Origin of the sequence: Streptomyces sirii, from assembly GCF_045690365.1 — a bacterium.
Taxonomy (GTDB): domain Bacteria; phylum Actinomycetota; class Actinomycetes; order Streptomycetales; family Streptomycetaceae; genus Streptomyces; species Streptomyces sirii.
Genome location: NZ_CP147982.1, coordinates 4,427,000 through 4,452,112, shown reverse-complemented (window position 1 = coordinate 4,452,112; position 25,113 = coordinate 4,427,000). Strand labels below are relative to the sequence as shown.

General features: G+C 72.2%; 22 protein-coding genes. 17 read left to right on the top strand and 5 right to left on the bottom strand.

Annotated elements, in window-relative coordinates:
* Nucleotides 1-14: 14 nt before the first annotated feature.
* Entirely contained in the window at nt 15-593 is a 579-nt protein-coding gene (locus WAB15_RS19900; protein ID WP_407287056.1) for a Uma2 family endonuclease, read from the bottom strand.
* Nucleotides 594-769: 176 nt separating this feature from the next.
* Here WAB15_RS19900 and clpB point away from each other — a divergent pair, with 176 nt between their 5' ends.
* Both clpB and WAB15_RS19890 read left to right on the top strand, forming a co-directional pair.
* Nucleotides 770-3,400 (top strand): ATP-dependent chaperone ClpB, encoded by a 2,631-nt coding sequence (clpB, locus tag WAB15_RS19895; protein WP_407287055.1) that lies wholly within the window; start codon nt 770-772, stop codon nt 3,398-3,400.
* 168 nt (nt 3,401-3,568) lie between these two features.
* Nucleotides 3,569-4,105, top strand: coding sequence for a YbjN domain-containing protein (locus WAB15_RS19890; RefSeq protein WP_384424011.1), 537 nt, complete (start codon nt 3,569-3,571; stop codon nt 4,103-4,105).
* Nucleotides 4,106-4,207: 102 nt separating this feature from the next.
* Here WAB15_RS19890 and WAB15_RS19885 read toward each other — a convergent pair whose 3' ends face one another.
* Nucleotides 4,208-5,386, bottom strand: a complete 1,179-nt coding sequence (locus WAB15_RS19885; protein WP_407287054.1) for a pyridoxal phosphate-dependent aminotransferase — start codon at nt 5,384-5,386, stop codon at nt 4,208-4,210.
* A 232-nt stretch (nt 5,387-5,618) separates the two neighbouring features.
* Here WAB15_RS19885 and WAB15_RS19880 point away from each other — a divergent pair, with 232 nt between their 5' ends.
* The 14 genes from WAB15_RS19880 (at nt 5,619) to WAB15_RS19815 (ending at nt 20,540) form a co-directional block, all read left to right on the top strand.
* Nucleotides 5,619-5,921 carry a hypothetical protein gene (locus WAB15_RS19880; protein ID WP_407287053.1) on the top strand — a complete coding sequence of 101 codons (303 nt, stop codon included), beginning with the start codon at nt 5,619-5,621 and terminating at the stop codon, nt 5,919-5,921.
* A gap of 358 nt (nt 5,922-6,279) precedes the next feature.
* Nucleotides 6,280-6,801: a DUF2617 family protein gene (locus WAB15_RS19875; RefSeq protein WP_384424008.1), complete on the top strand. Its 522-nt coding sequence runs from the start codon at nt 6,280-6,282 to the stop codon at nt 6,799-6,801.
* A 271-nt stretch (nt 6,802-7,072) separates the two neighbouring features.
* Entirely contained in the window at nt 7,073-8,791 is a 1,719-nt protein-coding gene (locus WAB15_RS19870) for a polyamine aminopropyltransferase (RefSeq protein WP_407287052.1), read from the top strand.
* 131 nt (nt 8,792-8,922) lie between these two features.
* Nucleotides 8,923-9,783, top strand: a complete 861-nt coding sequence (locus tag WAB15_RS19865; protein WP_407287051.1) for an SRPBCC domain-containing protein — start codon at nt 8,923-8,925, stop codon at nt 9,781-9,783.
* Nucleotides 9,784-10,269: 486 nt separating this feature from the next.
* Complete coding sequence (locus WAB15_RS19860; protein WP_399146072.1) at nt 10,270-11,124, top strand: aldose 1-epimerase; 855 nt, start codon at nt 10,270-10,272, stop codon at nt 11,122-11,124.
* A gap of 10 nt (nt 11,125-11,134) precedes the next feature.
* Nucleotides 11,135-11,677 carry an orotate phosphoribosyltransferase gene (pyrE, locus tag WAB15_RS19855; RefSeq protein ID WP_030066140.1) on the top strand — a complete coding sequence of 181 codons (543 nt, stop codon included), beginning with the start codon at nt 11,135-11,137 and terminating at the stop codon, nt 11,675-11,677.
* Nucleotides 11,678-11,892: 215 nt separating this feature from the next.
* Entirely contained in the window at nt 11,893-12,915 is a 1,023-nt protein-coding gene (gene fbaA, locus WAB15_RS19850; protein WP_407287050.1) for a class II fructose-bisphosphate aldolase, read from the top strand.
* Nucleotides 12,916-13,002: 87 nt separating this feature from the next.
* Entirely contained in the window at nt 13,003-14,517 is a 1,515-nt protein-coding gene (locus WAB15_RS19845) for an MFS transporter (RefSeq protein ID WP_407287049.1), read from the top strand.
* Nucleotides 14,518-15,007: 490 nt separating this feature from the next.
* Nucleotides 15,008-15,421 (top strand): DUF3151 domain-containing protein, encoded by a 414-nt coding sequence (locus tag WAB15_RS19840; RefSeq protein ID WP_399150524.1) that lies wholly within the window; start codon nt 15,008-15,010, stop codon nt 15,419-15,421.
* 148 nt (nt 15,422-15,569) lie between these two features.
* Nucleotides 15,570-16,412, top strand: a complete 843-nt coding sequence (locus WAB15_RS19835; protein WP_407287048.1) for a tryptophan 2,3-dioxygenase family protein — start codon at nt 15,570-15,572, stop codon at nt 16,410-16,412.
* On the top strand, nt 16,405-17,676 hold the full coding sequence (gene kynU, locus WAB15_RS19830; protein ID WP_399150526.1) for a kynureninase: 1,272 nt from the start codon (nt 16,405-16,407) through the stop codon (nt 17,674-17,676). The genes WAB15_RS19835 and kynU overlap by 8 nt, the downstream gene beginning before the upstream one ends.
* A complete protein-coding gene (locus WAB15_RS19825; RefSeq protein ID WP_407287047.1) occupies nt 17,673-18,434 on the top strand; it encodes an alpha/beta hydrolase family protein in 762 nt (253 codons plus the stop codon). The genes kynU and WAB15_RS19825 overlap by 4 nt, the downstream gene beginning before the upstream one ends.
* 133 nt (nt 18,435-18,567) lie before the next feature.
* Entirely contained in the window at nt 18,568-19,887 is a 1,320-nt protein-coding gene (locus WAB15_RS19820; protein ID WP_399150535.1) for a sensor histidine kinase, read from the top strand.
* Nucleotides 19,884-20,540: a response regulator gene (locus tag WAB15_RS19815; protein WP_399150528.1), complete on the top strand. Its 657-nt coding sequence runs from the start codon at nt 19,884-19,886 to the stop codon at nt 20,538-20,540. Before WAB15_RS19820 ends, WAB15_RS19815 begins: the two co-directional genes overlap by 4 nt.
* Before the next feature lie 115 nt (nt 20,541-20,655).
* Here the strand turns inward: WAB15_RS19815 and WAB15_RS19810 are convergent, their stop codons facing one another.
* The gene (locus tag WAB15_RS19810; RefSeq protein WP_407287046.1) at nt 20,656-22,296 is read right to left on the bottom strand and encodes an ABC transporter permease; all 1,641 of its coding nucleotides are present in this window, start codon (nt 22,294-22,296) and stop codon (nt 20,656-20,658) included.
* Nucleotides 22,293-23,252 carry an ATP-binding cassette domain-containing protein gene (locus tag WAB15_RS19805; protein WP_407287045.1) on the bottom strand — a complete coding sequence of 320 codons (960 nt, stop codon included), beginning with the start codon at nt 23,250-23,252 and terminating at the stop codon, nt 22,293-22,295. Before WAB15_RS19805 ends, WAB15_RS19810 begins: the two co-directional genes overlap by 4 nt.
* Nucleotides 23,253-23,345: 93 nt before the next feature.
* On the opposite strand from WAB15_RS19805, the gene WAB15_RS19800 reads away from it, so the two are divergent.
* Nucleotides 23,346-23,858 carry a GbsR/MarR family transcriptional regulator gene (locus WAB15_RS19800; RefSeq protein ID WP_407287044.1) on the top strand — a complete coding sequence of 171 codons (513 nt, stop codon included), beginning with the start codon at nt 23,346-23,348 and terminating at the stop codon, nt 23,856-23,858.
* Nucleotides 23,859-23,913: 55 nt separating this feature from the next.
* Here the strand turns inward: WAB15_RS19800 and WAB15_RS19795 are convergent, their stop codons facing one another.
* Nucleotides 23,914-24,930, bottom strand: coding sequence for a hypothetical protein (locus WAB15_RS19795; protein ID WP_407287043.1), 1,017 nt, complete (start codon nt 24,928-24,930; stop codon nt 23,914-23,916).
* Nucleotides 24,931-25,113 lie beyond the last annotated feature (183 nt).

The following is a 25,113-nucleotide window of genomic DNA, read 5'->3' as shown; positions in this document are numbered from 1 at the left end:
TAGGCCCGGCCCACTCAGAGGAAGTCGGTGGTGTCCAGGTCGAAGGAGAAGGGGGCCTGGATGGGAACCGGCTTGCCGAAGGGGGACCGGTGGATTCCGGTGTAATCCTCGCCTGCCGGCTCGCTGAACAGCGTCATCGTCGACTTCTCGCGGTCGACGAGCAAGTAGAGCGGGATCCCGGCACGGGCGTAGCAATGCCGCTTCGTCACGCGATCCCCTCGGGGGCGGCTGGAGGTCACCTCGATGACCAAGGCGACTGCGGAATTGGGGATCCAGTTCCCCGGCAGATCGAAGATGTCCGCTTCGTAGGGCACGAACACGGCATCGGGGATCACGTAGTTCTTGGGGCATAGCCCCCCGCGCGGCATCTCCACGCCCTTGTTGCCGGAGAAGTCCATGGCGGTTTCGGACTTCGCCAGGATCTGCTGGGTGATCCTGCTGATGAACCGCTCATGCCTGTTGTCCGGCGATGGCGACAATACGATCTCCCCCTCGATCAACTCAGCCCGGAGGCCCTCGGGAGGCTCCAGGGCAAGGAAGTAATCCAGGAGGTTCTCGTCGGTCACCATCGGCTCATGTGCCATAGCCGTCATGCTGCCCCTCCTTATGGTCGAAGGCCAGTGTCACCGGCCATCACCGGCAGCGAAGGCGTGTTCGGCGCCGTTCCCTCATACGGGCAGCCTTGAGTGGAATAGACTCAACTTATTGCACGTTGGTACCTGCAAGTAGAAGCATCCGAACAGCACGCACACAGGGAGGACACCGGGCCGTGGACGCCGAGCTGACCAACAAGAGCCGGGAGGCGCTGAGCGCCGCCAATGACCGGGCGATCACCGCCGGGCATGCGGACATGACGTCCGCGCATCTCCTGCTGGCGCTGCTGGCCGGGCAGGACAACGAGAACATCATGGACCTCCTGGCGGCCGTCGAGGCGGACGCCGCCGTGCTGCGCAACGGCGCCGAGCGCCAGCTCGCCGCGCTGCCCAGCGTGCAGGGCTCGACGGTCGCCCCGCCGCAGCCGGACCGCGATCTGCTCGCCGCGATCGCGGACGCGACGCAGCGGGCCAAGGAGCTGGGCGACGCCTACGTCTCGACCGAGCACCTGCTGATCGGGATCGCCGCCAAGGGCGGCCGCACCGGCGAGCTGCTGGAGCAGCAGGGCGCCTCCGCCAAGAAGCTGCTGGCCGCCTTCGAGGCGAGCCGCGGCGGCCAGCGCGTGACCAACGCCGACCCGGAGGGCACGTACAAGGCGCTGGAGAAGTTCGGTACGGACTTCACGGCGGCCGCCCGCGAGGGCAAGCTCGACCCGGTCATCGGCCGGGACCACGAGATCCGCCGGGTGGTGCAGGTGCTCTCCCGCCGGACGAAGAACAACCCGGTGCTGATCGGCGAGCCGGGTGTCGGCAAGACCGCCGTCGTCGAGGGCCTGGCCCAGCGGATCGTCAAGGGCGATGTGCCCGAGTCGCTGCGCAACAAGCGGCTGGTCGCGCTCGACCTGGGGGCGATGGTCGCGGGCGCGAAGTACCGCGGTGAGTTCGAGGAGCGGCTGAAGACCGTCCTGGCGGAGATCAAGTCCAGCGACGGCCAGATCATCACCTTCATCGACGAGCTGCACACGGTCGTCGGCGCGGGCGCCGGCGGCGACTCGTCCATGGACGCCGGCAACATGCTCAAGCCGATGCTGGCCCGCGGCGAGCTGCGGATGGTCGGTGCGACGACGCTCGACGAGTACCGCGAGCGGATCGAGAAGGACCCGGCGCTGGAGCGGCGCTTCCAGCAGGTGCTGGTCGCCGAGCCGACCGTGGAGGACACGGTGGCCATCCTGCGCGGTCTCAAGGGCCGCTACGAGGCGCACCACAAGGTGCAGATCGCCGACTCCGCGCTGGTCGCCGCCGCCACTCTCTCCGACCGCTACATCACCTCCCGCTTCCTGCCCGACAAGGCCATCGACCTCGTCGACGAGGCCGCCTCCCGGCTCCGTATGGAGATCGACTCCTCGCCCGTGGAGATCGACGAGCTCCAGCGCGCCGTCGACCGCCTGAAGATGGAGGAGCTGGCCCTCAAGAACGAGACCGACGCCGGCTCCGTCCAGCGGCTGGAGAAGCTGCGCAAGGACCTCGCCGACAAGGAGGAGGAGCTGCGCGGCCTGACCGCCCGCTGGGAGAAGGAGAAGCAGGGCCTCAACAGGGTCGGTGAGCTGAAGGAGAAGCTCGACGACCTGCGCGGCCAGGCCGAGCGCGCCCAGCGCGACGGTGACTTCGACGCCGCCTCCAAGCTGCTCTACGGCGAGATCCCGGCCGTCGAGCAGGAGCTTCAGGCCGCGGCCGCCGCCGAGGCCGAGCAGGAGGCCTCCAAGGAGTCCATGGTCAAGGAGGAGGTCGGGCCGGACGACATCGCCGATGTGGTCGGCGCCTGGACCGGCATCCCGGCGGGCCGCCTGCTGGAGGGCGAGACCCAGAAGCTGCTGCGCATGGAGGACGAGCTCGGCCGGCGGCTGATCGGTCAGTCCGAGGCCGTACGGGCGGTCTCCGACGCGGTGCGGCGTACCCGCGCCGGCATCGCCGACCCGGACCGCCCCACCGGCTCGTTCCTCTTCCTCGGCCCGACCGGCGTCGGCAAGACCGAGCTGGCCAAGGCGCTCGCGGACTTCCTCTTCGACGACGAGCGGGCGATGGTCCGGATCGACATGTCGGAGTACGGCGAGAAGCACTCCGTCGCCCGCCTGGTGGGCGCGCCGCCCGGATACGTCGGCTACGAGGAGGGCGGCCAGCTCACCGAGGCCGTACGCCGCCGCCCGTACTCCGTCGTCCTCCTGGACGAGGTGGAGAAGGCCCACCACGAGGTCTTCGACGTCCTGCTCCAGGTGCTCGACGACGGACGGCTCACGGACGGCCAGGGCCGCACGGTCGACTTCCGCAACACCATCCTGATCCTGACCTCCAACCTCGGCTCCGCCTTCCTGATGGACCCGCTGCTGAAGGAGGACGAGAAGCGGGAGAAGGTGCTGGAGACGGTCCGGTCCTCGTTCCGGCCCGAGTTCCTCAACCGGCTCGACGACGTGGTGGTCTTCCACCCGCTCGGCACGGACCAGCTGCAGCGGATCGCCCGGCTCCAGCTCGACCACCTGCAGCGCCGCCTGGGCGAGCGCCGTCTGACGCTGGACGTCACCGACCGCGCCCTGACCTGGCTCGCCTGGCTCGGCCGGCAGCCGGTCGACGGCGCGCCGGCCCCCGACATGTCCTACGGGGCGCGCCCCCTGCGCCGCCTGGTCCAGACGGCCATCGGCGACCAGCTCGCCCGCGCCATCCTGGCGGGTGACGTGCTGGACGGGGACACCGTGCGGGTGGATGTCGACGGTGACCGGCTGTCGGTGCTGCCGGTGCGAGAAGGGGCGGCCTGAGCTGCGCGGACGGTCCGCCGGCGGGTCCGGCGGGCCGGCTCGGGTGCCTGATCGTGCCGCCGGATCGTTGCCTTGAGCGACACCTTGCCCGCACCCGCCCCTCTGGGGTTGCCAGGACGGGGCGGATGTGGGGGAGGATGGCAAGGACCATACGAAGGGAATTCCACGGTGAGCATCGACCCGTCCTCGATTCCGAATTTCGGGGGCCAGCCCGAACCCGAGCCGTCGGGGCCTGATGGTCCCGTCGTGCCAGACCAGGACCTGGTCAAGCAGCTCCTCGACCAGATGGAGCTGAAGTACGTAGTCGACGAGGAGGGTGACCTCGCCGCCCCGTGGGAGCAGTTCCGCACGTACTTCATGTTCCGGGGCGAGGAGGAGCAGCAGATCTTCTCCGTCCGTACGTTCTACGACCGTGCCCACGGCATCGACGAGAAGTCGAAGCTGCTGGAGGCGATCGACGACTGGAACCGCCGGACGCTGTGGCCCAAGGCCTACACCCACACCCATGACGACGGCACGGTCCGTCTGATCGGTGAGGCATCGATGCTGATCGGCACCGGCGTCTCGCTCGAACACTTTGTGTCGAGCACGGTCAGCTGGGTCCGCGCCTCGATCGAATTCGACAAGTGGATCGTCGAGCAGCTCGGCCTGGAGGCCGAGATCGAAGGCGACTCCGACGACAAGCCGGGCGACGACGAGGCCTGAGCCCCGTACGTCCCACACCCACCCGGCTGCGAAGGCCCCGGAGCTGCCGGCTCCGGGGCCTTCGTCTGTCCGGGGGCCGGAGAAGGGCGTTCTACGGACCCTTCACAGCCGCTTGAGCCGTCCCGCCGCCTCCTCCAGCAGATCGACGCTCTTGCAGAAGGCGAAGCGGACGTACGGGGCGCCGCGGTCCTTGTGGTCGTAGAAGACGGCGTTGGGGATGGCGACGACGCCGGCGCGTTCGGGCAGGGCGCGGCAGAAGGCGAAGCCGTCCGTTTCGCCGAGGGGGCGGATGTCGGTGGTGATGAAGTACGTGCCCGAGGGGCGGAAGACCTGGAAGCCGGCGTCGGCGAGGCCGGTCGCCAGGATGTCGCGCTTGGCGCGCAGATCGTCGCGCAGGCCGGTGTAGTAGTCGTCGGGCAGGGCGAGGGCCTCGGCCACGGCGTACTGGAAGGGGCCGGCGGAGACGAAGGTGAGGAACTGCTTGGCGGAGCGGACCGCGCTCACCAGTTCCGGCGCCGCGGTGACCCAGCCGACCTTCCAGCCGGTGAAGGAGAAGGTCTTGCCGGCCGAGCCGATGGTGACCGTGCGGTCGCGCATCCCGGGGAAGGACGCGAGGGGCAGGTGCTCGCCCTCGAAGACCAGGTGCTCGTAGACCTCGTCGGTGATGACGAGGAGGTTGCGTTCCACCGCCAGCTCGGCGATGGCCGTGAGCTCGGCGCGGGTCAGGACCGTACCGGTGGGGTTGTGGGGGGTGTTGAGGAGGATGAGGCGGGTGTCATCCGTGACGGCGTCGCGCAGTTCGTCGAGGTCGAGGCGGTATGTCGCGGATTCCGGATCGGCGTGCAGGGTCACCGGTACCCGCCGGCCGCCGGCCATCGCGATGCAGGCGGCGTAGGAGTCGTAGTACGGCTCCAGCGCGATGACCTCGTCGCCCGGCTCCAGCAGCGCGAGCAGCGAGGCCGCGATGGCCTCGGTCGCGCCGGCCGTGACCAGGACCTCGGTGTCGGGGTCGTACGCCAGGCCGAGGTGGCCGTAGAAGCGCTCCTGATGGGCGGCGACGGCGGTGCGCAGTTCCGGGACGCCGGGGCCGGGCGGGTACTGGTTGCCGCGGCCGTCGCGCAGGGCACGGACCGCTGCCTCTCTGACTTCCTCCGGGCCGTCGGCGTCGGGGAAGCCCTGGCCGAGGTTGATGGAGCCGGTCCGTAGGGCGAGTGCTGACATCTCGGCGAAGATCGTGGTGCCGAATTCGGCGAGGCGGCGGTTGAGCAGCGGTCGGTCCATGCGCGCCATCCTCCGCCGAACCTCTGGACTTCCTCAACTGTGCTTTGAGACTCCCGGGCTCGGGCATCAGCCCCGCATACAGGACTGAGACGGTCGTCGACGCGGACGGCCGGCGGCGCGAACGGCGCCGCGAGCGGCGCACGGGGCGCCGGACGGAGCGATGTGCCCCCACTGCCTAAAGGGCGTGGGAGGTGCCCCACGCTTCGGGGGACTGAAAAGGAGTGTGAGGCAGATGGGAATCGTGGTCTTCCTGGTGATCTGCGCGGTGGTGATCGGGCTGGTGGCCCTGGCCTCGCGGAGCGGCACCGGCGGGCGGAGCGGGAGCGGCTACCGCAAGTCGAGCGGTTCGAGCGGTGGCAGCTGGTGGGCCGCCGGTGGCGCGGGTTCGAGCGGCGGCCACCACGGGGGCGGCCACCACGGGGGCGGGCACCACGGTGGCCACTCGTGCGGCGGCTCCTCCTGCGGCGGGGGTTCCTCCTCCTGCGGCGGGGGCGGCGGTGGTGGCTGCGGCGGTGGCGGCGGCGGGGGTTGCTGAGTCGGACGCGGCACCGTCGCGCGGCGCCGACCGGACCGGCCGAGGGGCCCGTTCAGCTGCACACATGCGGGTGGCTTGTGCCCCTGCGCATATGCGCCCGGTGGATGGTGGCGAGGCGCCAACACCCGCCGGGCGTAAGAATGTTGAACAGTTGAACTGCATGGCCCTCTAGGGGATGGAAACCCGGCGAAGATGGGTAAAAACGCTGTGGGCGACCGGGCTTTCATGATTCCCTCTTCATAGAGAATCCCCCACGTTCTCCGATCCCACGTGGGCACGAGCCGGCAGGCAGACGTACATCCCTGGACCCTCGGGCGGGCCGGCCCACCCTTCCAATGCGTGCTTGCGGAGCCGACCCATGCTCACCACTTTGACGACGGCGTACACCGATACCCGTGCATCCGACCTGGCCTGGGCGCTGGGCAGGGAACCCCTGCCGGCCCTTGCCGTCCTCGATCTCCAACTCCATGGCGCCCAGGTGCAGTTGAGGCTGCTCGGCGCTTCTCATCAGGTGCTTCTCGAAGAGGAGCACGGCACCTGTTCCGAGACGGTCGCCTGTATGCCGGGCAGCAGCACCCCGCTGCCGCTCGGTGTGGCGAAGCGTCTGGGCGACTGGGAGTACGAATTCGCCGCGCATGTGGAGACGCTCTCGCGCGGCTCGTTCGCGGGCCGTGCACAGGAGTTGCTCGCGCTGGTCGCCGAGCATCCGCACGGCCTGGCCGGTACGTTCCCCGGCTCGCCGCACGCCTTCACCGCGATGCTGGCGCAGTGCCAGCAGGGGCAGGTGCGCTGGCGGACCTGGCACGCGTATCCGCAGGAGGGCCGCCTGGTGGCCACCCGTACCCGCGTGGGCGTACGCGCGGCGGTCGCGGCGGTCTAGCGGGCCACCGGCGAAAGTGGCCAGGAGGGTCCCGCGCCGCCGGCGGTCGTGCGGGGAGTGGGGGCGAGGGAGGCGTGGCGCGCACTGGGAGTGCATGCCCAGGGTGCGGAGGTGCGTTGAGGCGCGTGCGGCATGGTGTGCGCCGGGCGCGCGGCGCGGACGCCCCGCTCTGTCCCACGCATCGACATCGCTCCAACTGACGCGTGTAGCCCGCAGAGTGCACTCGTGTGGGTGACCTAGAGGCGTCGAATCGTCACGTAGCGTTCATTTCATGATCGACCCGCCAGAGTCCGCTCTTACCGGAGCCCTCGGGCCGCCGGAGGCCATGACGCCTGCGCGACTTCCCGTGCCGGCCGGGCTCGGCAGGCTGCTGGTCCTCGCCGTGGTCTTCGTCTGCGCCGCCTGCGGCCTGGTCTACGAACTCGAACTGGTCGCCCTGGCAACGTACTTGGTCGGCGACTCGGTCACCCAGGCGTCGGTCGTGCTGTCCGTCATGGTCTTCGCGATGGGCGTCGGCGCGCTGCTCGCCAAGCGGCTGCGCTGCCGGGCGGCGGTCGGCTTCGGCGCTGTCGAGGCCGCCCTCGCGCTGGTCGGCGGCTGCTCCGCGATGGCGCTCTACGCCTGCTTCGCCTGGTACGGCCAGTCCCGCTCCGCGCTCGTCGGCTTCTCCCTGGCCATCGGCGTGCTGATCGGCGCCGAGGTGCCGCTGCTGATGACGCTGATCCAGCGGGTCCGCCGGCAGGACGCGGGCGGCGCGGTCGCCGACCTGTTCGCCGCCGACTACGTCGGTGCGCTCGTCGGCGGACTGGCCTTTCCCTTTCTGCTGCTGCCGTGCTTCGGCCAGTTGACCGGCGCGCTGGTCACCGGCGCGATCAACGCGACGGCCGGCGGCGTGCTGGTGCTGTGGCTGTTCCGCCACGATCTGACCGTCCGTGCCCGATGGGCGCTTCTCGGCGTCAACGTCCTGGTGCTCGTGCTGCTGGCCGCGGGGGTGCTGCTGGCCACGCCGTTCGAACGCGCCGCCCGGCGGGCGGTGTACGGCTCGTCGGCGCGGGTCGCGGTGCAGACCGGCGTCCAGGAAGTGGTGATGACCGGTGGCACGGGGCCCGGAGTCGGTGCGGGGCGGGGGAGGAAAGGTTCCGGCCCGCCGCTGGAGCTGTATCTGGACGGGCGGTTGCGGGTCAGCGCGGACACCGAGTTCCGCTACCACGAAGCGCTGGTGCACCCGGCGCTCGCGGGCGGGCCGCACGCCCGGGTGCTGGTACTGGGCGGGGGCGACGGCCTGGCGGTGCGCGAGATCCTCCGCCACGGCGGGGTCCGCTCGGTGACCGTCGTCGAACTCGACCCCGGCGTCGTGCGGTTGGCGCGCACGGACCCCGGGCTCTCCCGCCTCAACCAGCACTCGATGGACGATCCGCGGGTGCATGTGGTCACCGCCGACGCCTTCGACTGGCTGCGGCGGCAGGGTGCGCACGGCCGGCACCCGGCGCCGTACGACGTCGTCGTCTCCGATCTCCCCGACCCCGGCATCACGGCCAGCACCAAGCTCTACTCCCAGGAGTTCTACGGCATGGCGGCCCGGATGCTGGCCCCCGACGGGCGGCTGGTGGTGCACGCCGGGCCGCCGGGCACGCGGGCGCGGTCGTATTGGACGGTGGAGGCGACGGTGCGGTCGGTGGGCCTGGCGACCGTCCCGTACCGCCTGCCGGGCCGGCCCGCGGACGTCTCCGGCGGCCCGGACCGCCTGGGCGGACCGGCCCGCTCGGCGGCCGAGGAGGAGCACACCGCCGCCCCGCCGCCCGGCGGGCCGCGCTACTGGGGCTTCGTACTGGCCGCCCGGCACCCGCCGCGGTTCGTGCACGCCTCTGATGCGCCGCATCTGGGCGGTCTCACCGTCGATGAGCTGCTGGCCGGCCGGAGCGGGGTGGCCCGGGCCCGGATCCCCGGCCTGCGGGCGTCGACACTGATGCACCCGCAATATCTGGACTGATACGACGGGCCACCGTGCGCGCGGGCGAAGGGCTCGCAGCAGGCCCTGGGGCGGGCGGACCCGACGCGAACACCGTCCACACCCGCCAGGGGGTCCCCTCGGCGCTGGAGAAGGAATTAGGCTCCCATGTCATGGAGCATGAGGTGTACGTTCCGTTTCCCGTCGGGACCGTGCGGCAGGCGCTCACCGAGCCGGAGCGGGTGGCGCGCTGCGTCCCGGGAGTCCAGCTCGACGCCGACGCGGCCCCGCACTGCCCCGAGGGCCGGCTGCGGCTGCGCATCGGAAGCTCCACCATCACCTATCGCGGCACGCTGACGGTCAGCGGCGCCGCGGACGACAGACCCGGCGAGGACGGCGCGCCCGCCACGGTGACCGTGGAGGCGAAGGGCACCGAGGCGCGGGGCGACGGCGCGGTCGTGCTGACGCTGGTCGTACGCCTCTCCCCGGCCACCGAGCCCGGGCCCGGTACGACCCTGGCCTGCTCCGGCACGCTGCACAGCGACGGCCGGCTCGCCGAGGCCAGCGACCAGGCCGCCCGATCCGCGGGCCGCCGGCTGCTGGACCGCTTCGCGGAGAACCTGGCGGCGGATCTGCGGCAGCGGCCGGTGACCGACGCCGACGACTCCGCCCGGCACAGCGTGTTCGACGCCGAGGTTCCGCCGCCCTCCCTCGATCCGCTCAGCGACGAGAACGCCATCGGAGCGACGGACGACCTGGCCGCGGACGCCGCGGCACAGGACGCGCACCCCGAGCACGCCTACGGCGAGGACGCGGACGGCGCCCCCGCGGAGGCCGCGCACGCCCGCCGGACGATGATCGGCCGCAGCGCGGAGGAGGTCGACCACGCTCCGCCCCGCGGCCGCTACGCGCCGGTGCCCGCCCCCGAGACGAACAGCACCTCCGCGACCCTGCGGTGGGCGGCCCCGGCCGCGGCGGTCGTTCTGGCGTCGGCGGTGGTGGTGGGGCGGGTTTTGCGGCGTCGACGTCTGTAGCTGCGGTTGGGGCTGCTTCCCACGTTGTCGGCTTTCCCGCCGTGGGGGTTTCGCGTGGTTCGCCTGCGGCGGGCTTGTTGCCGCTGCGCGGGGCTGTTCGGCTGCCGGTGACGGGCCGGAGGGGTAGGGGTGTGGGACTGCTGCGCTTTACGTCCCACACCCCTACCCCTCCGGCCCGCCCCCTCCCGTGGGTGGGTGGAAAAAGACCGTGGGGGTGAACGTCAGCCTTCGTGCGCGCGCGGTCGACGGATTCGGCCCGCCCCCACCGGGCCTTCCCACTCCCACCCACGGGAGGGGACAGACCGTAGGACGGAGTCCGTAGGGCTGTCACCGCACCCGACAACCCACGCCCGCCGCAGGCGCAACGGCGAACAACCAGCACGGCGCCGCAGCCGACAACGTGGGAAGCCAGCCAAGCGCAGCGAAAGGGCGAAACGGCGAACAACCCCCACGGCGCCGCAGCCGAAAACATGGGAGGGTCGGACCGTGAGCACCGACAACCCCACTCAGCCCGCGCCGCAGGCGGCGGGCGTGCGGCTGGCGGCCGGGGCCGCCGAAGTGACCGTTCAACCGGACAACGGCTGCCGCATCGGCAGCCTCCGTGTCGGCGGTACGGAGCTGCTGCGGCAGGGCGACCACTACGGCTGCTTCCCCATGGTCCCGTGGTGCGGCCGGATCGAGGACGGTCGGTTCCGCAACGGCGGGGAGCTGCACCAGATGCCGGTCGACGCCGCACCGCACGCCATCCACGGCACCGGCCGCAACCTCCGCTGGCGCACCGCGCGTTCGAGCGCGACGCAGGCGGTCTTCACCTACGACCTCGCGGACCCGGCGGCTCCGTGGCCGTACCCGGGGCAGGTCACCCAGATCGTCGAACTGGCCGAGGACGGCGGTTCGCTCACCCTCACCATGGGCGTCGAGGCGACTGCCGACTCCTTCCCGGCGCAGGCCGGCTGGCACCCCTGGTTCCGGCGGAACCTGGGCGAGGGCGGCGAGGACGCGCAGCTCGACTTCGCGCCGGAGTGGCAGGAGGAGCGGGGCGCCGACCATCTGCCGACCGGGCGGCGGATCATGCCGAAGCCGGGGCCCTGGGACGACTGCTTCGGTATGCCGCGGGGCGTCGATGTCACGCTCACCTGGCCGGGCCGCCTGGAGCTGAGGGTCGCCAGCCGCGCCGAGTGGGTCGTGATCTACGACGAACAGGAGGCCGCGGTCTGCGTCGAGCCGCAGTCCGGCCCGCCGAACGGCCTCAACACGGTGCCGTGCCTGGTCACCCCCATCGATCCGCTGGAGATCTCCACTACCTGGAGCTGGCGGAGCCTGTCCCCGGGCACCGCCTAAGCTCATGGGCATGAGTGACGACGTGCGTGGCGAGCTGCTGCAGCAGATCAAGGACAAGGCCGTGGTGCACGGCAAGGTGACGCTTTCCTCCGGCAAGGAGGCCGACTACTACATCGACCTGCGCCGGATCACCCTGGACGGCGAGGCCGCGCCGCTGGTCGGTCGGCTGATGCTGGACATCACCGCCGATCTTGACTACGACGCGGTGGGCGGGCTGACGCTCGGTGCCGACCCGGTCGCCACCTCGATGCTGCACGCCTCCGCCGCCCGCGGCCGCCGGCTGGACTCCTTCGTCGTCCGCAAGGCGCAGAAGGCGCACGGTATGCAGCGCCGTATCGAGGGCCCGGACATCAAGGGCCGCCGGGTTCTGGTCGTCGAGGACACCTCCACCACGGGCGGCTCGCCGCTGACCGCCGTCGAGGCGGCGCGCGAGGCGGGTGCCGAGGTCGTCGCGGTCGCAACGATCGTCGACCGTGGCGCCGCCTCGGCGATCGCCGAGGCCGGGCTGCCCTATATCACGGGCTACCAGCTCGGTGACCTCGGCCTGGCCTGAGACCGGCCAAAGGACCGGGAGAGCGGGTACATGCCGCTCTGACCTGCGCCATTGCTAAGGGGTGCGGTGTTTCACGTGAAACACCGCACCCCTTTCGCATGACGGCCGGATGGGCGATGTGGAGCTGCCGACGGAGTCTGGAAAGATGTGGCCCGGCGAAGTCCTCGCCTGGTCAGGGCCAAGAACGCACACCCGCATACACAAGGAGCGGACAGATGCCCATCGCAACCCCCGACGTCTACAACGAGATGCTGGACCGGGCGAAGGCCGGCAAGTTCGCCTACCCGGCCATCAACGTCACGTCGACGCAGACGCTGCACGCCGCGCTGCGGGGCTTCGCCGAGGCCGAGAGCGACGGCATCATCCAGATCTCCACCGGTGGTGCGGAGTTCCTGGGCGGCCAGTACAGCAAGGACATGGTGACCGGCGCCGTCGCGCTCGCCGAGTTCGCGCACGTCGTCGCGGCCAAGTACGACATCACCGTCGCACTGCACACCGACCACTGCCCCAAGGACAAGCTGGAGGGGTACGTCCGCCCGCTGATCGACATCTCCGCGGAGCGGGTGGCCAAGGGCCAGAACCCGCTGTTCCAGTCGCACATGTGGGACGGCTCGGCCGAGAACCTGGCCGACAACCTGGCCATCGGCCAGGAGCTGCTGGCCAAGGCCTCCGCCGCCAAGATCATCCTTGAGGTCGAGATCACCCCGACCGGTGGCGAGGAGGACGGCGTCACCCACGAGATCAACGACGAGCTGTACACCACGGTCGACGACGCGCTGCGCACGGCCGAGGCGCTCGGTCTGGGCGAGAAGGGCCGCTACCTGCTCGCCGCCTCCTTCGGCAACGTCCACGGCGTCTACAAGCCGGGCAACGTCGTGCTCCGCCCCGAGCTGCTGAAGGACCTCCAGGAGGGCGTCGGCGCCAAGTACGGCAAGGCCGCCCCGTTCGACTTCGTCTTCCACGGCGGCTCCGGCTCCACCGAGCAGGAGATCGCCACCGCGCTGGAGAACGGCGTGGTCAAGATGAACCTGGACACCGACACCCAGTACGCCTTTACCCGCCCGGTCGCGGACCACATGTTCCGCAACTACGACGGCGTGCTGAAGATCGACGGCGAGGTCGGCAACAAGAAGACCTACGACCCGCGCAGCTGGGGCAAGCTGGCCGAGGCCGGTATGGCCAAGCGGGTCACCGAGGCCTGCGCCAACCTGCGCTCCACGGGCACCAAGATCAAGTAGTCCCGTACGGCTCGAAGGCCCCGCATCTCGGGTGAGGTGCGGGGCCTTCGCCGTGCGCGGCTCGCCGCCGCCGGGCAAGCTCGCCGTATGAGCGAACGGCAGGGGTCCCAGGCTCCCGGCGAGGTCCGGCTGGCCTCGGCGCGGGGCCGGTGGGTGCTGACCACGGCCGTGCTGGGCTCCGGCATGGCGCTGCTCGACAGCACGGTCGTCAATGTCGCGCTGCCGAGGATCGGCGAGGACCTCGACGCGGATCTGGCGGTCCTGCAGTGGACCGTGACCGCGTACCTGCTCACGCTCTCCTCGCTGATCCTGCTGGGCGGGGCGCTGGGCGACCGCTACGGGCGGCGCCGGATCTTCGTGATCGGCGTGGTCTGGTTCGCCGCGGCCTCGCTGCTGTGCGGCCTCGCGCCGGGCGCCGGGGTGCTGATCGCGGCCCGGGCGCTGCAGGGCGTCGGCGGGGCGCTGCTCACCCCCGGCTCGCTGGCGCTGATCCAGGCCGTCTTCCACCCCGACGACCGGGCGCGGGGCGTCGGCGCCTGGTCGGGGCTGGGCGGGGTGGCGGCGGCGGTCGGCCCGTTCGTCGGCGGCTGGCTGGTGGACGGCCCCGGCTGGCGCTGGGTGTTCTTCCTGAACGTGCCGCTCGCGGCGGTGTGTGTGCCGGTGGCGCTGCGGCACGTACCGGAGACCCGGGAGCGGGACGCCCGCGAGCGTGGCGGCTTCGACGTACGGGGCGCGGTGCTGGGAGCGCTGGCGCTGGCCGGGGTGACCTATGCGCTGATCGCCGCGCCGGACCGGGGGGCCGCTCCGGGCGTGCTGGTGCCCGCGGTGGCCGGGATGCTGCTCGGGGTGGTCTTCGTGCGCGTCGAAGGGCGCCACGCCGACCCGATGCTGCCGCCCGCGATCTTCCGTATCCGGCTGTTCTCCGCCATCAACGCGGTGACGGTGTGCGTCTACGCCGCGTTCAGCGGCTTCTTCTTCCTCTCCGTGCTCCAGCTGCAGGTCGTGGCGGGCTATTCGGCGTTGCAGGCGGGTACCGCGCTGCTGCCGACGACCGTGCTGATGCTTCTGCTGTCCGCCCGCTCCGGGGAGCTGGGGCAGCGCGTCGGGCCGCGGATCCCGCTGACCGTCGGCCCGGTGCTCTGCGCCGTCGGGATGCTGCTGATGCTGCGGGTGGGCCACGAGGCGTCGTACTTCGCCGATGTACTGCCCGCGATGGTGGTGCTCGGCGCGGGCATGGTGACACTGGTCGCGCCGCTCACCGCGACCGTGCTGGCGTCGGTGGACGTGAACCGGGCGGGCCTGGCCAGCGGTATCAACAACGCGGCGGCGCGGGCCGCGGGCCTGATGGCGGTGGCCGCGCTACCGCTGCTGGCGGGCATGGGCCCGGAGGCGTACCGCTCGGCGGACGAGTTCGAGGCGACCTTCCGGCGCGCGATGCCGCTGTGCGCCGGCGTGCTGGTGGTCGGCGCACTGATCGCCTGGTCGACGGTCCGCCCCGCGGCGCTGAGGGGGCCTGAGCCGGCCCCCGAGAAGCGGTGCCATCCCGAGTGCACCTACCACTGCGGGGTGAGCGCACCACCGCTGGATCCGGGGGATCGCTAAGCCTGTCCGCTGCGCTTGGGCTTGCTTCCCACGTTGTCGGCTTTCCCGCCGTGGTGGTTGTTCGCCGTTGCGCCTGGCGGCGGGCGTTTGTTTGTCGGGTGCGGTGACAGCCCTACGGACTTCGTCCTACGGTCTGTCCCCTCCCGTGGGTGGGGGGGAGGACAGGCAGGTGGGGGCGGGCCCCGTCCGTCGACCGCGCGCGCACGAAGGCTGACGTTCACCCCCACGGTTTTTTCCCACCCCCAACGGGAGGGGGCGGGCCGGAGGGGTTGGGTGTCCGGACGTAAAGCGCAGCAGTCCCACACCCCTACCCCTCCGGCCCGTCACCGGCAGCCGAACAGCCCCGCGCAGCGGCAACAGCCCGCCGCAGGCGAACCACGCGAACCCCCACGGCGGGACAGCCGACAACGTGGGAAGCAGCAAAGCGCAGCGGAAGGGCGGGAAAGCCGACAACGTGGGAAGCAGCCCCAAGCGCAGCGATACTGGTCCCATGGCCATTCACGAGAACCTGCTCGGGGGACCGCCCCCGACCCATCTGCCCGACGACCCGGAGCCCCGCGATCTGCTCGCCGCGGGCACCGCACCGACCGATGTCGCCGCGAAGTACCCGACCTCCTGCCTGGCCTGGGCGCAGCTCGCGGACGACGCCTTCGAGCAAGGCCGGGTCGTCGAGTCGTACGCCTATGCCCGCACCGGCTACCACCGCGGCCTGGACGCACTGCGCCGGGCCGGCTGGAAGGGCCACGGCCCGGTGCCCTTCGAGCACGAGCCCAACCGCGGCTTCCTGCGTGCCCTGCACGCCCTGGCCCGCGCCGCCCAGGCGATCGGCGAACAGGGCGAGTACGAGCGCTGCACGACCTTCCTGCGCGACTCCTCGCCGACCGCGGCCGACACCCTCTCCTGAGCCGTGAACGGGCCCGCCTGGCTCTCTGACCAGGCGGGCCTTGCCATCTGCGGGGACCATTGCGGAAGATGCCCGGTGGGGACCGGGGCCCCCGTGCCGGCATGGCAGGGGCGGACCGCTACCCGGAGTACGTTTCGAGGAGACAGCGATGTCCCACGAGGTAACCGGCGGGGCTCAGGAGCCTGAGACCCCGAACCTCGACTTCGCAGGTACCACCCCGTACGAGGACTACGTCCAGGCGGACGTTCTCACCCACCTCCAGCACCCGCTCTCCGACGACCCGGGCGAGATGGTCTTCCTGGTCACCACACAGGTCATGGAGCTGTGGTTCACCGTCATCGTCCATGAGTGGCAGACCGCCGCCGCGGCGCTGCGCCGCGACGAGCTGACGGTGGCCATGGACGCGCTGCGCCGCTCCGCCTACGAGCTGGAGGCGCTGAACGCCGCCTGGAAGCCGCTCGCCAAGCTGACCCCGGCGCAGTTCAACGCCTACCGCAGCGCGCTCGGCGAGGGCAGCGGGTTCCAGTCCGCGATGTACCGGCGGATGGAGTTCCTGCTCGGCGAGAAGTCCCCGTCCATGCTGGTGCCGCACCGTGGCGCGCCCCGGGTACACGCCGAGCTGGAGAAGGCCCTCCACGAGCCGAGCCTGTGGGACGAGGTGCTGCGGCTGCTGGCCCGCCGCGGCCATGCCGTCCCCGAGGCCGTACTGCGGCGGGACCCGTCGCAGCGCTACGAGCCGGACCCGGCCGTCGAGGCGGCCTGGGGCGAGATCTACGCCGGTCCGCAGGAGTCGGAGCTGGTCCGGCTCGCCGAGGCGCTGACCGACGTCGGCGAGCTGGTGTGGCGCTGGCGCAACGACCATCTCGTCGCGACCCGGCGGGCCATGGGGGCGAAGATGGGAACAGGCGGTTCCGCGGGTGTGGCCTGGTTGGAGAAGCGGGCCCGCAAGAACGTCTTCCCCGAGCTGTGGACGGCGCGCAGCCATGTCTGAGACTTACCGAACCCCCGACAGCACCGGCGTCCCCGAGTCCGCCGGCGAGCGGGAACAGGCCGTCCGCGCCCGGCAGTTGGACGCGGCCGATCCGCTCGCCGCGATCCGCGACCGCTTCACCCTCGACGACACCGTCTACCTCGACGGCAACTCCCTGGGGGCGCTGCCCCGCGCGGTGCCCGGCCGGATAGCCGAGGTCATCGGCCGCGAGTGGGGCGAACTGCGCATCCGCTCCTGGACGGAATCCGGCTGGTGGACCGCGCCCGAGCGGGTCGGCGACAAGATCGCCCCGCTGATCGGGGCGGCCCCCGGCCGGGTGGTGGTCGGCGACTCGACCAGCGTCAACATCTTCAAGGCCGTGGTCGGTGGCGTCCGGATGGCCGGGAAGGGCTGCACGGAGATCCTGGTCGACGCCGCGACCTTCCCGACCGACGGCTATATCGCCCGGTCCGCGGCCCGGATGACCGGCCTCGCGGTGCGGCCCGTGGAGCCCGCGCGGATCGCCGACGAGGTCACCGAGCGGACCGCGTTGGCGCTGGTCAACCACGTCGACTACCGCACCGGCGAGCTCAACGACCTGCCCGGCATCACCCGCGCGCTGCACTCCGCGGGCGCGCTCGCCGTCTGGGACCTGTGCCACAGCGCCGGCGCCCTGCCGGTCGGCCTCGACGCGCACCACGTCGACCTCGCCGTCGGCTGCACGTACAAGTACCTCAACGGCGGCCCGGGGTCGCCCGCGTACCTCTACGTCCGCGAGAGCCTCCAGGAGCGGTTCGAATCGCCGCTGCCGGGCTGGAACTCGCACGCCGACCCGTTCGCCATGGACCCCGCCTACACCCCGGCGGACGGCGCGGTACGCGGCCGGGTCGGCACCCCCGACATCCTGTCGCTGCTCGCGCTGGAGGCGGCGCTGGAGGCCTGGGACGGCGTCGCCATCGAGGACGTCCGCGCCAAGAGCCTCGCCCTGACGGACTTCTTCCTGGAGTGCGTCGGCGCCTACGTACCGCCGGGCCGGGTCCGGTCGGTGACACCGGCGGACCACCGGCGGCGCGGCAGCCAGGTGTCGCTGGCGTGCTCGGGTGCCGGCGCGGTGATGGAGGAGCTGATCCGGCGCGGGGTGGTCGGCGACTTCCGCCGGCCCGACGTGCTGCGCTTCGGCTTCACCCCGCTCTACACCTCGTTCGCGGAGGCGGAGCGGGCGGCGTGGACGCTCGGCGAGGTGCTGGGGGCGCTGCCCGAGGGGGAGCCGGGAGCGGCCGGGTGAGCGTGACGGACGAGGAGACGGCGCTGCTGGGGCTCGCCCCGGTGGCGCCGGACCGCACGGTGGCGTACGGGCCGCATCCGGACCAGATCGTCGACCTCTACGAGCCGCGGGCGGACGCGGGCACCCCCTCGGGGGAGCCCGGTCCGCTGGTGGTGTTCCTGCACGGCGGGTTCTGGCGCGCGGCGTACGACCGCCGCCATCTGTCGCCGCTCGCCGCCGAGCTGGCCGGGCGGGGGCTGCCGGTGGCGCTCGCGGAGTACCGCAGGGTCGGTGCCGGGGGTGGTGCGCCACAGACGTTCGAGGACGTCGAGGCGGCCGTCGAGGCGGCGGTGCGCGAGGTCCCGGGCACCGAGGGCGTGGTCCTCGTGGGGCACTCCGCGGGCGGCCATCTCGCGTTGCTGGCCGCCGCCCGTCCCGGCACCCCCGTGACCCGGGTGATCGCCGTCTCGCCGGTCGCCGATCTCGCCCACGCCCATGAGCTGCGGCTGAGCAACGGCGCGGTCGCCGAACTCCTGGGCGCGGGCCCCGGGCTCCCGGAGCGGCTGGCCGCCGCGGACCCGGCCCGCCGCCCGCCACCGGGCGTCCCGGTGACGATCCTGCACGGCGCCGACGACGACGATGTCCCGCTCGGCGTCTCCCGGCGCTACGCGGCGGCGCACCCCGACGGTACGGACCTGCGCGAGCTGCCCGGTGTGGGCCACTACGCGCCGGTCACGCCCGGCACGCCCAGCTGCCGCCTGCTGTCCGCGCTGTTGTGACCGACGGGTAGTACTTGAGACGGACCCCCGGAGATCCCCACTGGTGGGGACGCCCGGGGGCCGGTCTCTGCTTACCGTTGTCAGCGTGAATGAGAAGACCCAGACGCAGAGCACCCTGCGCTCCGAGGCCCGGATGGCTCATGGCGCGCTGCACCGGCTGCGCCAGGACCTGTTCGTCGACGCCTTCGCCTTCCGCCCGATGCCGCCGCTGGAGGACGCCAAGGTGTCCCGGTGGGTGCCCTGGCTGCCCGAGCGGATCCGGTACTGGGCGCGTTGGCTGCCGCACTTCATCGTGGTCGGCTTCGCGGCGCTGGTCTTCCTCGCGACCTTCGCGATGAGCTACGGATACGGCCCGCTGCGGGGCGTTCTGGTGGCGGGCTACTGCCTGCTGGTGGCCGTCCCGCCCGCGCTGACGCTCTTCCGCCCGGTGGGTGCCTACTGGATCTCGCTGTTCGCGGTGGTCGTGGGGTGGTTCGCCACGTCGGCCTTCTCCCCGTACGGCAGTCCTTTCGGTGAGGCGGCCTTCCCCACCCACCTGGCCGTGATGACCCTCGTGGTGCTGCGGACCCGGCCGCGGCTGGCGATGGAGATGTGGCTGGTCACCTTCGGTGTGACGACCGTGCTGTCGGTGTTCAGCGGAAGCGGTGCGGGCGATGTGCCGCCGGTGGCGTTCTTCTCCGGCCTGGTGCTGATCGCCGCCGCGGCGGTGCGCGCCTGGCGCGAGGAGCGCCGACAGGTCGTCGAGACCCAGACCGCCACCGCCGAGGAGCGGTCCCGGCGCACCCTCCTGGAGGAGCGCGCCACCATCGCCCGCGAGCTGCACGACGTGGTCGCGCACCACATGTCCGTGATCGCCATCCAGGCCGAGGCCGCCCCGTACCGGGTCGAGAACACCCCGCCGGAGCTGGCCACGTCCTTCGCCACGATCCGGGAGAACGCCGTCGCCGCGCTCACCGAACTCCGCCGCATCCTGGGCGTGGTCCGCTCCGAGGACCCGGACGCCTTCGCCGAGAGCACTCCCGAAGCCCCGCAGCCGACGCTGGCCAGCATCGACTCGCTGCTCGACAGCGTCCGCAGCACGGGACTGAACGTGGAGGCCGTGATCACCGGCTCGCCCCGGCCGCTGCCGCAGGGCGTGGAGCTCTCCGCGTACCGGATCGTCCAGGAGGCCCTGAGCAACGCGCTGCGCCACTCGCCGGGTGCCGACGCCCGGGTGGAGATCTCCTACGTCCTGGGCGGGATCGGCCTGCGGATCGTCAACGGCACCCCGAGCCGGCTGGCCAAGCCGTCCCCGGGCGCGGGGCACGGCGTGCTGGGCATGCGCGAGCGGGTACAAATGCTGGGCGGCGAGATGACCGCAGACCACACCGAGGACGGCGGCTTCGAGGTCGCCGCGTTCATCCCGGTGTCGAACGCGGCGGGGGAGACCACGCCCAAGGGGAGCGGCGCATGATCCGGGTACTGATCGTCGACGACCAGGTGATGGTCCGCGAGGGCTTCTCCGTCCTGCTCAACGCCATGCCGGACATCGAGGTCGTCGGCGAGGCCGTCGACGGGCGCCAGGCGGTGAGCAAGGTCGCCGTCCTCAAGCCCGATGTCGTCCTGATGGACATCCGGATGCCGGAGATGAACGGCCTGGAGGCGACCCGCGAGATCGTCGCCGCCAACGCGGACGCCAAGGTCCTGGTGCTGACCACCTTCGACCTCGACGAGTACGTCTATCAGGCGCTGCGCGCCGGAGCCAGCGGCTTCCTGCTCAAGGACGCCTCGGCCGGCCAGCTCGCCGAGGGCGTGCGCATCGTCGCCTCCGGGGAGGCGCTGCTCGCCCCGACCGTGACCAAGCGCCTGATCTCCGAGTTCTCCCGCCTGGGCACCCCGCGTGCCCCCGCCCAGGAGCGCATCGCCGATCTCACCGAGCGGGAGACGGAGGTGCTGGTGCTGGTGGCTCAGGGGTTGTCGAACGGTGAGATCGCCGAGCATCTCGTCGTCGCGGAGTCCACGGTCAAGACGCATGTCAGCCGCATCCTGGTGAAGCTGGGGCTGCGCGACCGCACACAGGCGGCGGTGTTCGCGTACGAGGCGCGACTGGTGACGCCCGGGGGCTGAGGATCCGCCGTCCACAGGCTGTGGGCAAGCAGGGGTGCGCCGCCGGAGTCCGCTACGGCTCCGGCGGCGCACGCATGTGGGGGTGGCGGTTTCACGTGAAACCGCCACCCGGGGCTCAGCCGATGTCGCGCCGGCGGAAACCGGCGAGTCCGACGGCGGTGAAGACGGCGGTCAGGCCCAGGAGCCAGAGGAACGGGGCCGCGGTGGCCTCGGCCCCGGGGAGCTTGGGCAGATGGCCGTACGGCGAGAGGTCCATGACCCACTGGGGGAACTTGAGGCTGGGCCCGATCCACCCGATGGCCAGGCAGCCGCCCACCGCGGCCCAGACGGCGGTGGTGGCCTTGGGCAGCACCCCGAAGACCAGGACCGCCAGGCCGGTGAGCGTCCAGACGGCCGGTACCTGTGCGAGCGCGGCGGCCAGCACCGGACCCAGGTGGCCGCCGACATCGCCGACCGAGACGCCGTACGACAGGCCCAGGGCCAGGCCGCCGGACGCCAGGATCACGGCGGTGCCCGCGAAGGCGACGGACAGATGGCCGGCGGCCCAGCGAATCCGGCCCACCGCGCCGGCCAGCACGGGCTCCGCGCGCTCACCGATCTCCTCGCCGCGCAGCCGGAGCACCGCGCCGGCCGCGTAGATCGCCGCGATCATGCCGAGCATGCCCAGCATCGTGGCCAGGAAGGCGTCGGTCAGGCCCTGCTGCCCGCCCATCCGCTCGAAGATCTCCCGCGTCTGCCTGTTGTCGCCGACCAGGTCGGCGGCGCCCTTGGCGATGCCGCCGAAGATCCCGCCGGCGCACAGGAAGCCGAGCGTCCAGCCCAACAGGGTGGTGCGCTGCAGCCGCCAGGCCAGGCCGAAGGGGCCGCTCAGGGAGCGCGGTGCGGCGGCCGGTCCGGGACGGGCGGGCAGAAAGCTCATGCCGATGTCGCGGCGGGCGGTCAGGGCGTAGGCGGCACCCACCGTCAGCGCGGTCGCCGCGGCGAACGGCAGCAGCACCCACCAGCGCTCCCCGGCGTACGGGCGGAGGTTCTCCGACCAGCCGATCGGCGAGATCCAGGTGAGCGGGGAGGTGGCGTCGGCGGTGGCGGCGTCGCCGGCGGCGCGCAGCGCGAAGGCGAGTCCGAGGACCGCACCGGTCAGCCCCTTGGCCATCCGGGCGCTCTCGGTGAGCTGGGCCGCGATGGCGGCCAGGCCGGCGAAGAGCATGCCGGTGCAGCCGATGGCCAGGCCCAGCGCCAGCGAACCGGCGGCCGGCCGGCCGGACTTGGCAAGGCCGGCCGCGATCAGCACGGCGAGTACGGCATTGGCGAGCAGCGCCGCCAGCAGGGCCGCGGTCAGCGGTGCGCGGCGGCCCACCATGGCGGCGGAGAGCAGCTCCTGACGGCCCGTCTCCTCCTCCTCGCGGGTGTGCCGGACGACGATCAGCAGGCTCATCACCGCGGCGAGGACGGCGCCGAAGCCGGCCATCCGCCAGGCGATCAGGCCGCCGACGGAGTCGCTGAAGACCGGTCCGTACAGCGCCCGCATCGAGCCGTTGGCGTTCATCGAGCCGGCCAGCTCGACGCGCTTGGCGGCGGTGTCGTAGAGCGCTTCGAAGGACGACCCCATGGAGGCGACGGCGACGCCGAGCGCCAGCACCCAGGCCGGGATCATCACCCGGTCGCGGCGCAGCGCGAGGCGCAACAGGGCGCCGGTGCCCGCCAGATGGCGGGGGCGTGCCGGGCGGGCGGAGAGGTGTGCGGCCGCGGCGGTCATCGTGCGACCGCCCCTTCGGCGGCGACCTCGCCGTGCCCGTCGTCCTGGTAGTGCCGCAGGAAGAGCTCTTCCAGGGTCGGCGGGGTGCTGGTCAGGCTGCGGACGCCGGAGGTGCCGAGCGAGCGCAGTACGGCGTCGAGCTTGTCGGTGTCGACCTGGAGCCGGACGCGGTGCGCCCGGCCCTGCTCGATCGGCTGGGTGGCGAGGCCGTGCACGCCGGGGAGCGCGGCCAGACCGTTGGGCGGGCCCGAGAGTTCGGCGATGACCGAGGTACGGGTCAGATGCCGCAGCTCGCCCAGGGAGCCGGATTCGACGGTCCGCCCCTTGCGGATGATGCTGACGCGGTCGCAGAGCGCCTCGACCTCGGACAGCACATGGCTGGAGAGCAGGACCGTACGGCCGCGGTCGCGCTCCTCGGTGACGCAGTCCTGGAAGACCTCCTCCATCAGCGGGTCCAGCCCGGAGGTCGGCTCGTCGAGGATCAGCAGATCGACGTCCGAGGCGAACGCGGCGACCAGCGCGACCTTCTGGCGGTTGCCCTTGGAGTACGTCCGCCCCTTCTTGGTGGGGTCGAGTTCGAACCGCTCCAGGAGCGTGGCCCGCCGAGTGGTGTCCAGCCCCCCGCGCAGCCGCCCGTAGAGGTCGATGACCTCGCCGCCGGAGAGGTTGCGCCACAGGGTGACGTCGCCGGGGACGTAGGCGATGCGGCGGTGCAGTTCGACGGCGTCGTGCCAGGGGTCCTTGCCCAGGAGCCGGGCGGTGCCGCCGTCGGCGCGCAGCAGGCCGAGCAGGACGCGGATCGTGGTGGACTTCCCGGCGCCGTTGGGGCCGAGGAAGCCGTGTACCTCGCCGGCCTCGACGCCGAGGTCGAGGCCGTCCAGTGCGTGGGTCCGCCCGAACGACTTGTGGAGGCCGTCCACCCGGATGGCGGGAGCGGGAGCGATTGCCGTGGTCATGATTTGGAAGCTACGCTAGTTTCACAAATTTGTGAAGTTAAGAAACCGTATAAAGTCGGGGGAGCGGGTCTGATCAGGGGAGATGATGCGGATATGAGTGAGCAGCGGCAGCAGAGCGACGAGGGACGCACCCAGGAGGCGGTCTCGCAGTTCGTCGAGCGCTTCGCGGCCCAGCTGGTCGAGGCGGGCATGGCGCGGATGCCCGCCCGGGTCTTCGCCTGCCTGCTCTCCTCGGACTCCGGCGTGCTGACCTCGGCCGAGCTCGGCGAGCGCCTCCAGATCAGCCCCGCCGCCGTCTCCGGCGCGGTCCGCTACCTCTCCCAGGTCGACATGGTCAGCCGGGAGCGCGAGCCCGGCTCCCGCCGCGACCGCTACCGCGTCCACAGCGACCAGTGGTACGAGGCCATGGCGCGCCGGGAGAACGTCCTCACCCGCTGGGAGGGCACCCTGCGCGACGGCGTCGACAGCCTCGGCGCGGCCACCCCGGCAGGCCGCCGGCTCAACGAGACCGTCGTCTTCTTCGAGTTCCTCCAGAAGGAGCTGCCCGTCATGCTGGAGCGCTGGCGCGAGCACCGCGACGAGCTGCGCAGCCGGTACGAGGGCTAGGCCGTCTCTTCCCGCGGGGTGCCTCCCCGGCCCCCGTGGGCCGTGGCCCTCACCCTCACCCGTTGCGCGGGAGCTGAAGCCGCCAGGCCCCCGGCTGCACGGTCCAGGTCCGGGTCCTGACCGGGCCGCCGACCACCGCGTCCGCCCGGTAGTGGAAGTCCGCGCCGGAGACCGTCACCGCCCGCGCCCGGGCCCGTACCGGCCGCCCCTCGTCCGGCCAGTGCACCACGACCTCGGCCAGCTCCGGGCCGCCCTCGACCCGGCCGCACCGTGCCCCGGCCTGGGCGCCCGGGACCACCGACACCCCGCGCACCGGCCGGTCCAGATCCGCCAGCACCACCCCGTCCGCCTCGATCCGCAGCCGCTGGCCCGGCACCCGGGCGCGCCGCCCTCCCAGGCCCGCCGCCGGCGCCAGCAGCGACAGCGCCGTACGGGCGGTCCGCGCGGCCGGCCCCCACCAGGGCCGATGCTCCTCCGGGCTGCCGGTCCCGCTCGGGTGCGGGGACTCCCACCGCCCGTCCGCCGTCCCGCCCCGCGCGGCCCCCGGCCGCGTCGGGTCGGCCGGGGCCGCCGCGCCGGGCACGAACGCCCCGGGACGCCCGTGCCGGGCGCCGCTGCCGCCGCCCCCGTCGCTTCCGCACGGGATGCGCAGCCCGCCCAGCACGATGCCGTCGCTGTCGTCCGTGAGCAGGTCCATCGGCCGCTCCCCGCCGTCCAGGACGGCCCGGGCGGCGGCGACGGTGTCCGTGGGCACGCCCAGCGTCCGGCTCAGCGTGACGGCCGCCGGCGCCCCGACCGGGACCATCGAGACCGGCACCCCGGCCAGCTCCCGTTCCTTGTGCAGCAGGCCCACGATCCGTAGCAGCGCCCGGTCGTCGCCGATCACCACCGGCCGCCGCTGCCCCCGCCGGGCAAGAATCCGCGCGAATTCCTCCGGCCCCTCGGGCAGGCAGATTTTCGTCCCCGCGCCCGCGCACAGGACGTCCTTCGCGATCCGCACGGATTCCCCGTCGGTACTGCGGGCGACCGGGTCGATGACCACGAGCAGGGAATGCCCCCGAACGGAGTCCACGGGAGAGTGCCCAGAAGGCTGCGCCGACACCTCGGTCCTTCCTCAGGTAGCATCTCGGTGCAAGAGCCCCTTGCGCTATTGCGCCAGGGGCTTCGTCTATTCCGGGGCACCGGTTCGACGGCTCTAGCGATGACGGACGCGTGAACACGCACGCTGACGCCATCCACGCACGTTGGACATGCC

Bases quoted from the DNA above. Each gene is read 5' to 3' on its own strand.
- pyrE (WP_030066140.1), top strand. From the start codon at position 11,135: ATGAGTGACGACGTGCGTGGCGAGCTGCTGCAGCAGATCAAGGACAAG.
- WAB15_RS19875 (WP_384424008.1), top strand. From the start codon at position 6,280: ATGCTCACCACTTTGACGACGGCGTACACCGATACCCGTGCATCCGAC.
- WAB15_RS19865 (WP_407287051.1), top strand. From the start codon at position 8,923: ATGGAGCATGAGGTGTACGTTCCGTTTCCCGTCGGGACCGTGCGGCAG.
- WAB15_RS19815 (WP_399150528.1), top strand. From the start codon at position 19,884: ATGATCCGGGTACTGATCGTCGACGACCAGGTGATGGTCCGCGAGGGC.
- WAB15_RS19885 (WP_407287054.1), bottom strand. From the start codon at position 5,386: ATGGACCGACCGCTGCTCAACCGCCGCCTCGCCGAATTCGGCACCACG.
- fbaA (WP_407287050.1), top strand. From the start codon at position 11,893: ATGCCCATCGCAACCCCCGACGTCTACAACGAGATGCTGGACCGGGCG.
- WAB15_RS19820 (WP_399150535.1), top strand. From the start codon at position 18,568: ATGGCTCATGGCGCGCTGCACCGGCTGCGCCAGGACCTGTTCGTCGAC.
- WAB15_RS19845 (WP_407287049.1), top strand. From the start codon at position 13,003: ATGAGCGAACGGCAGGGGTCCCAGGCTCCCGGCGAGGTCCGGCTGGCC.
- WAB15_RS19805 (WP_407287045.1), bottom strand. From the start codon at position 23,252: ATGACCACGGCAATCGCTCCCGCTCCCGCCATCCGGGTGGACGGCCTC.
- WAB15_RS19800 (WP_407287044.1), top strand. From the start codon at position 23,346: ATGAGTGAGCAGCGGCAGCAGAGCGACGAGGGACGCACCCAGGAGGCG.
- kynU (WP_399150526.1), top strand. From the start codon at position 16,405: ATGTCTGAGACTTACCGAACCCCCGACAGCACCGGCGTCCCCGAGTCC.
- WAB15_RS19870 (WP_407287052.1), top strand. From the start codon at position 7,073: ATGATCGACCCGCCAGAGTCCGCTCTTACCGGAGCCCTCGGGCCGCCG.
- WAB15_RS19880 (WP_407287053.1), top strand. From the start codon at position 5,619: ATGGGAATCGTGGTCTTCCTGGTGATCTGCGCGGTGGTGATCGGGCTG.
- WAB15_RS19835 (WP_407287048.1), top strand. From the start codon at position 15,570: ATGTCCCACGAGGTAACCGGCGGGGCTCAGGAGCCTGAGACCCCGAAC.
- WAB15_RS19840 (WP_399150524.1), top strand. From the start codon at position 15,008: ATGGCCATTCACGAGAACCTGCTCGGGGGACCGCCCCCGACCCATCTG.
- WAB15_RS19810 (WP_407287046.1), bottom strand. From the start codon at position 22,296: ATGACCGCCGCGGCCGCACACCTCTCCGCCCGCCCGGCACGCCCCCGC.
- WAB15_RS19900 (WP_407287056.1), bottom strand. From the start codon at position 593: ATGACGGCTATGGCACATGAGCCGATGGTGACCGACGAGAACCTCCTG.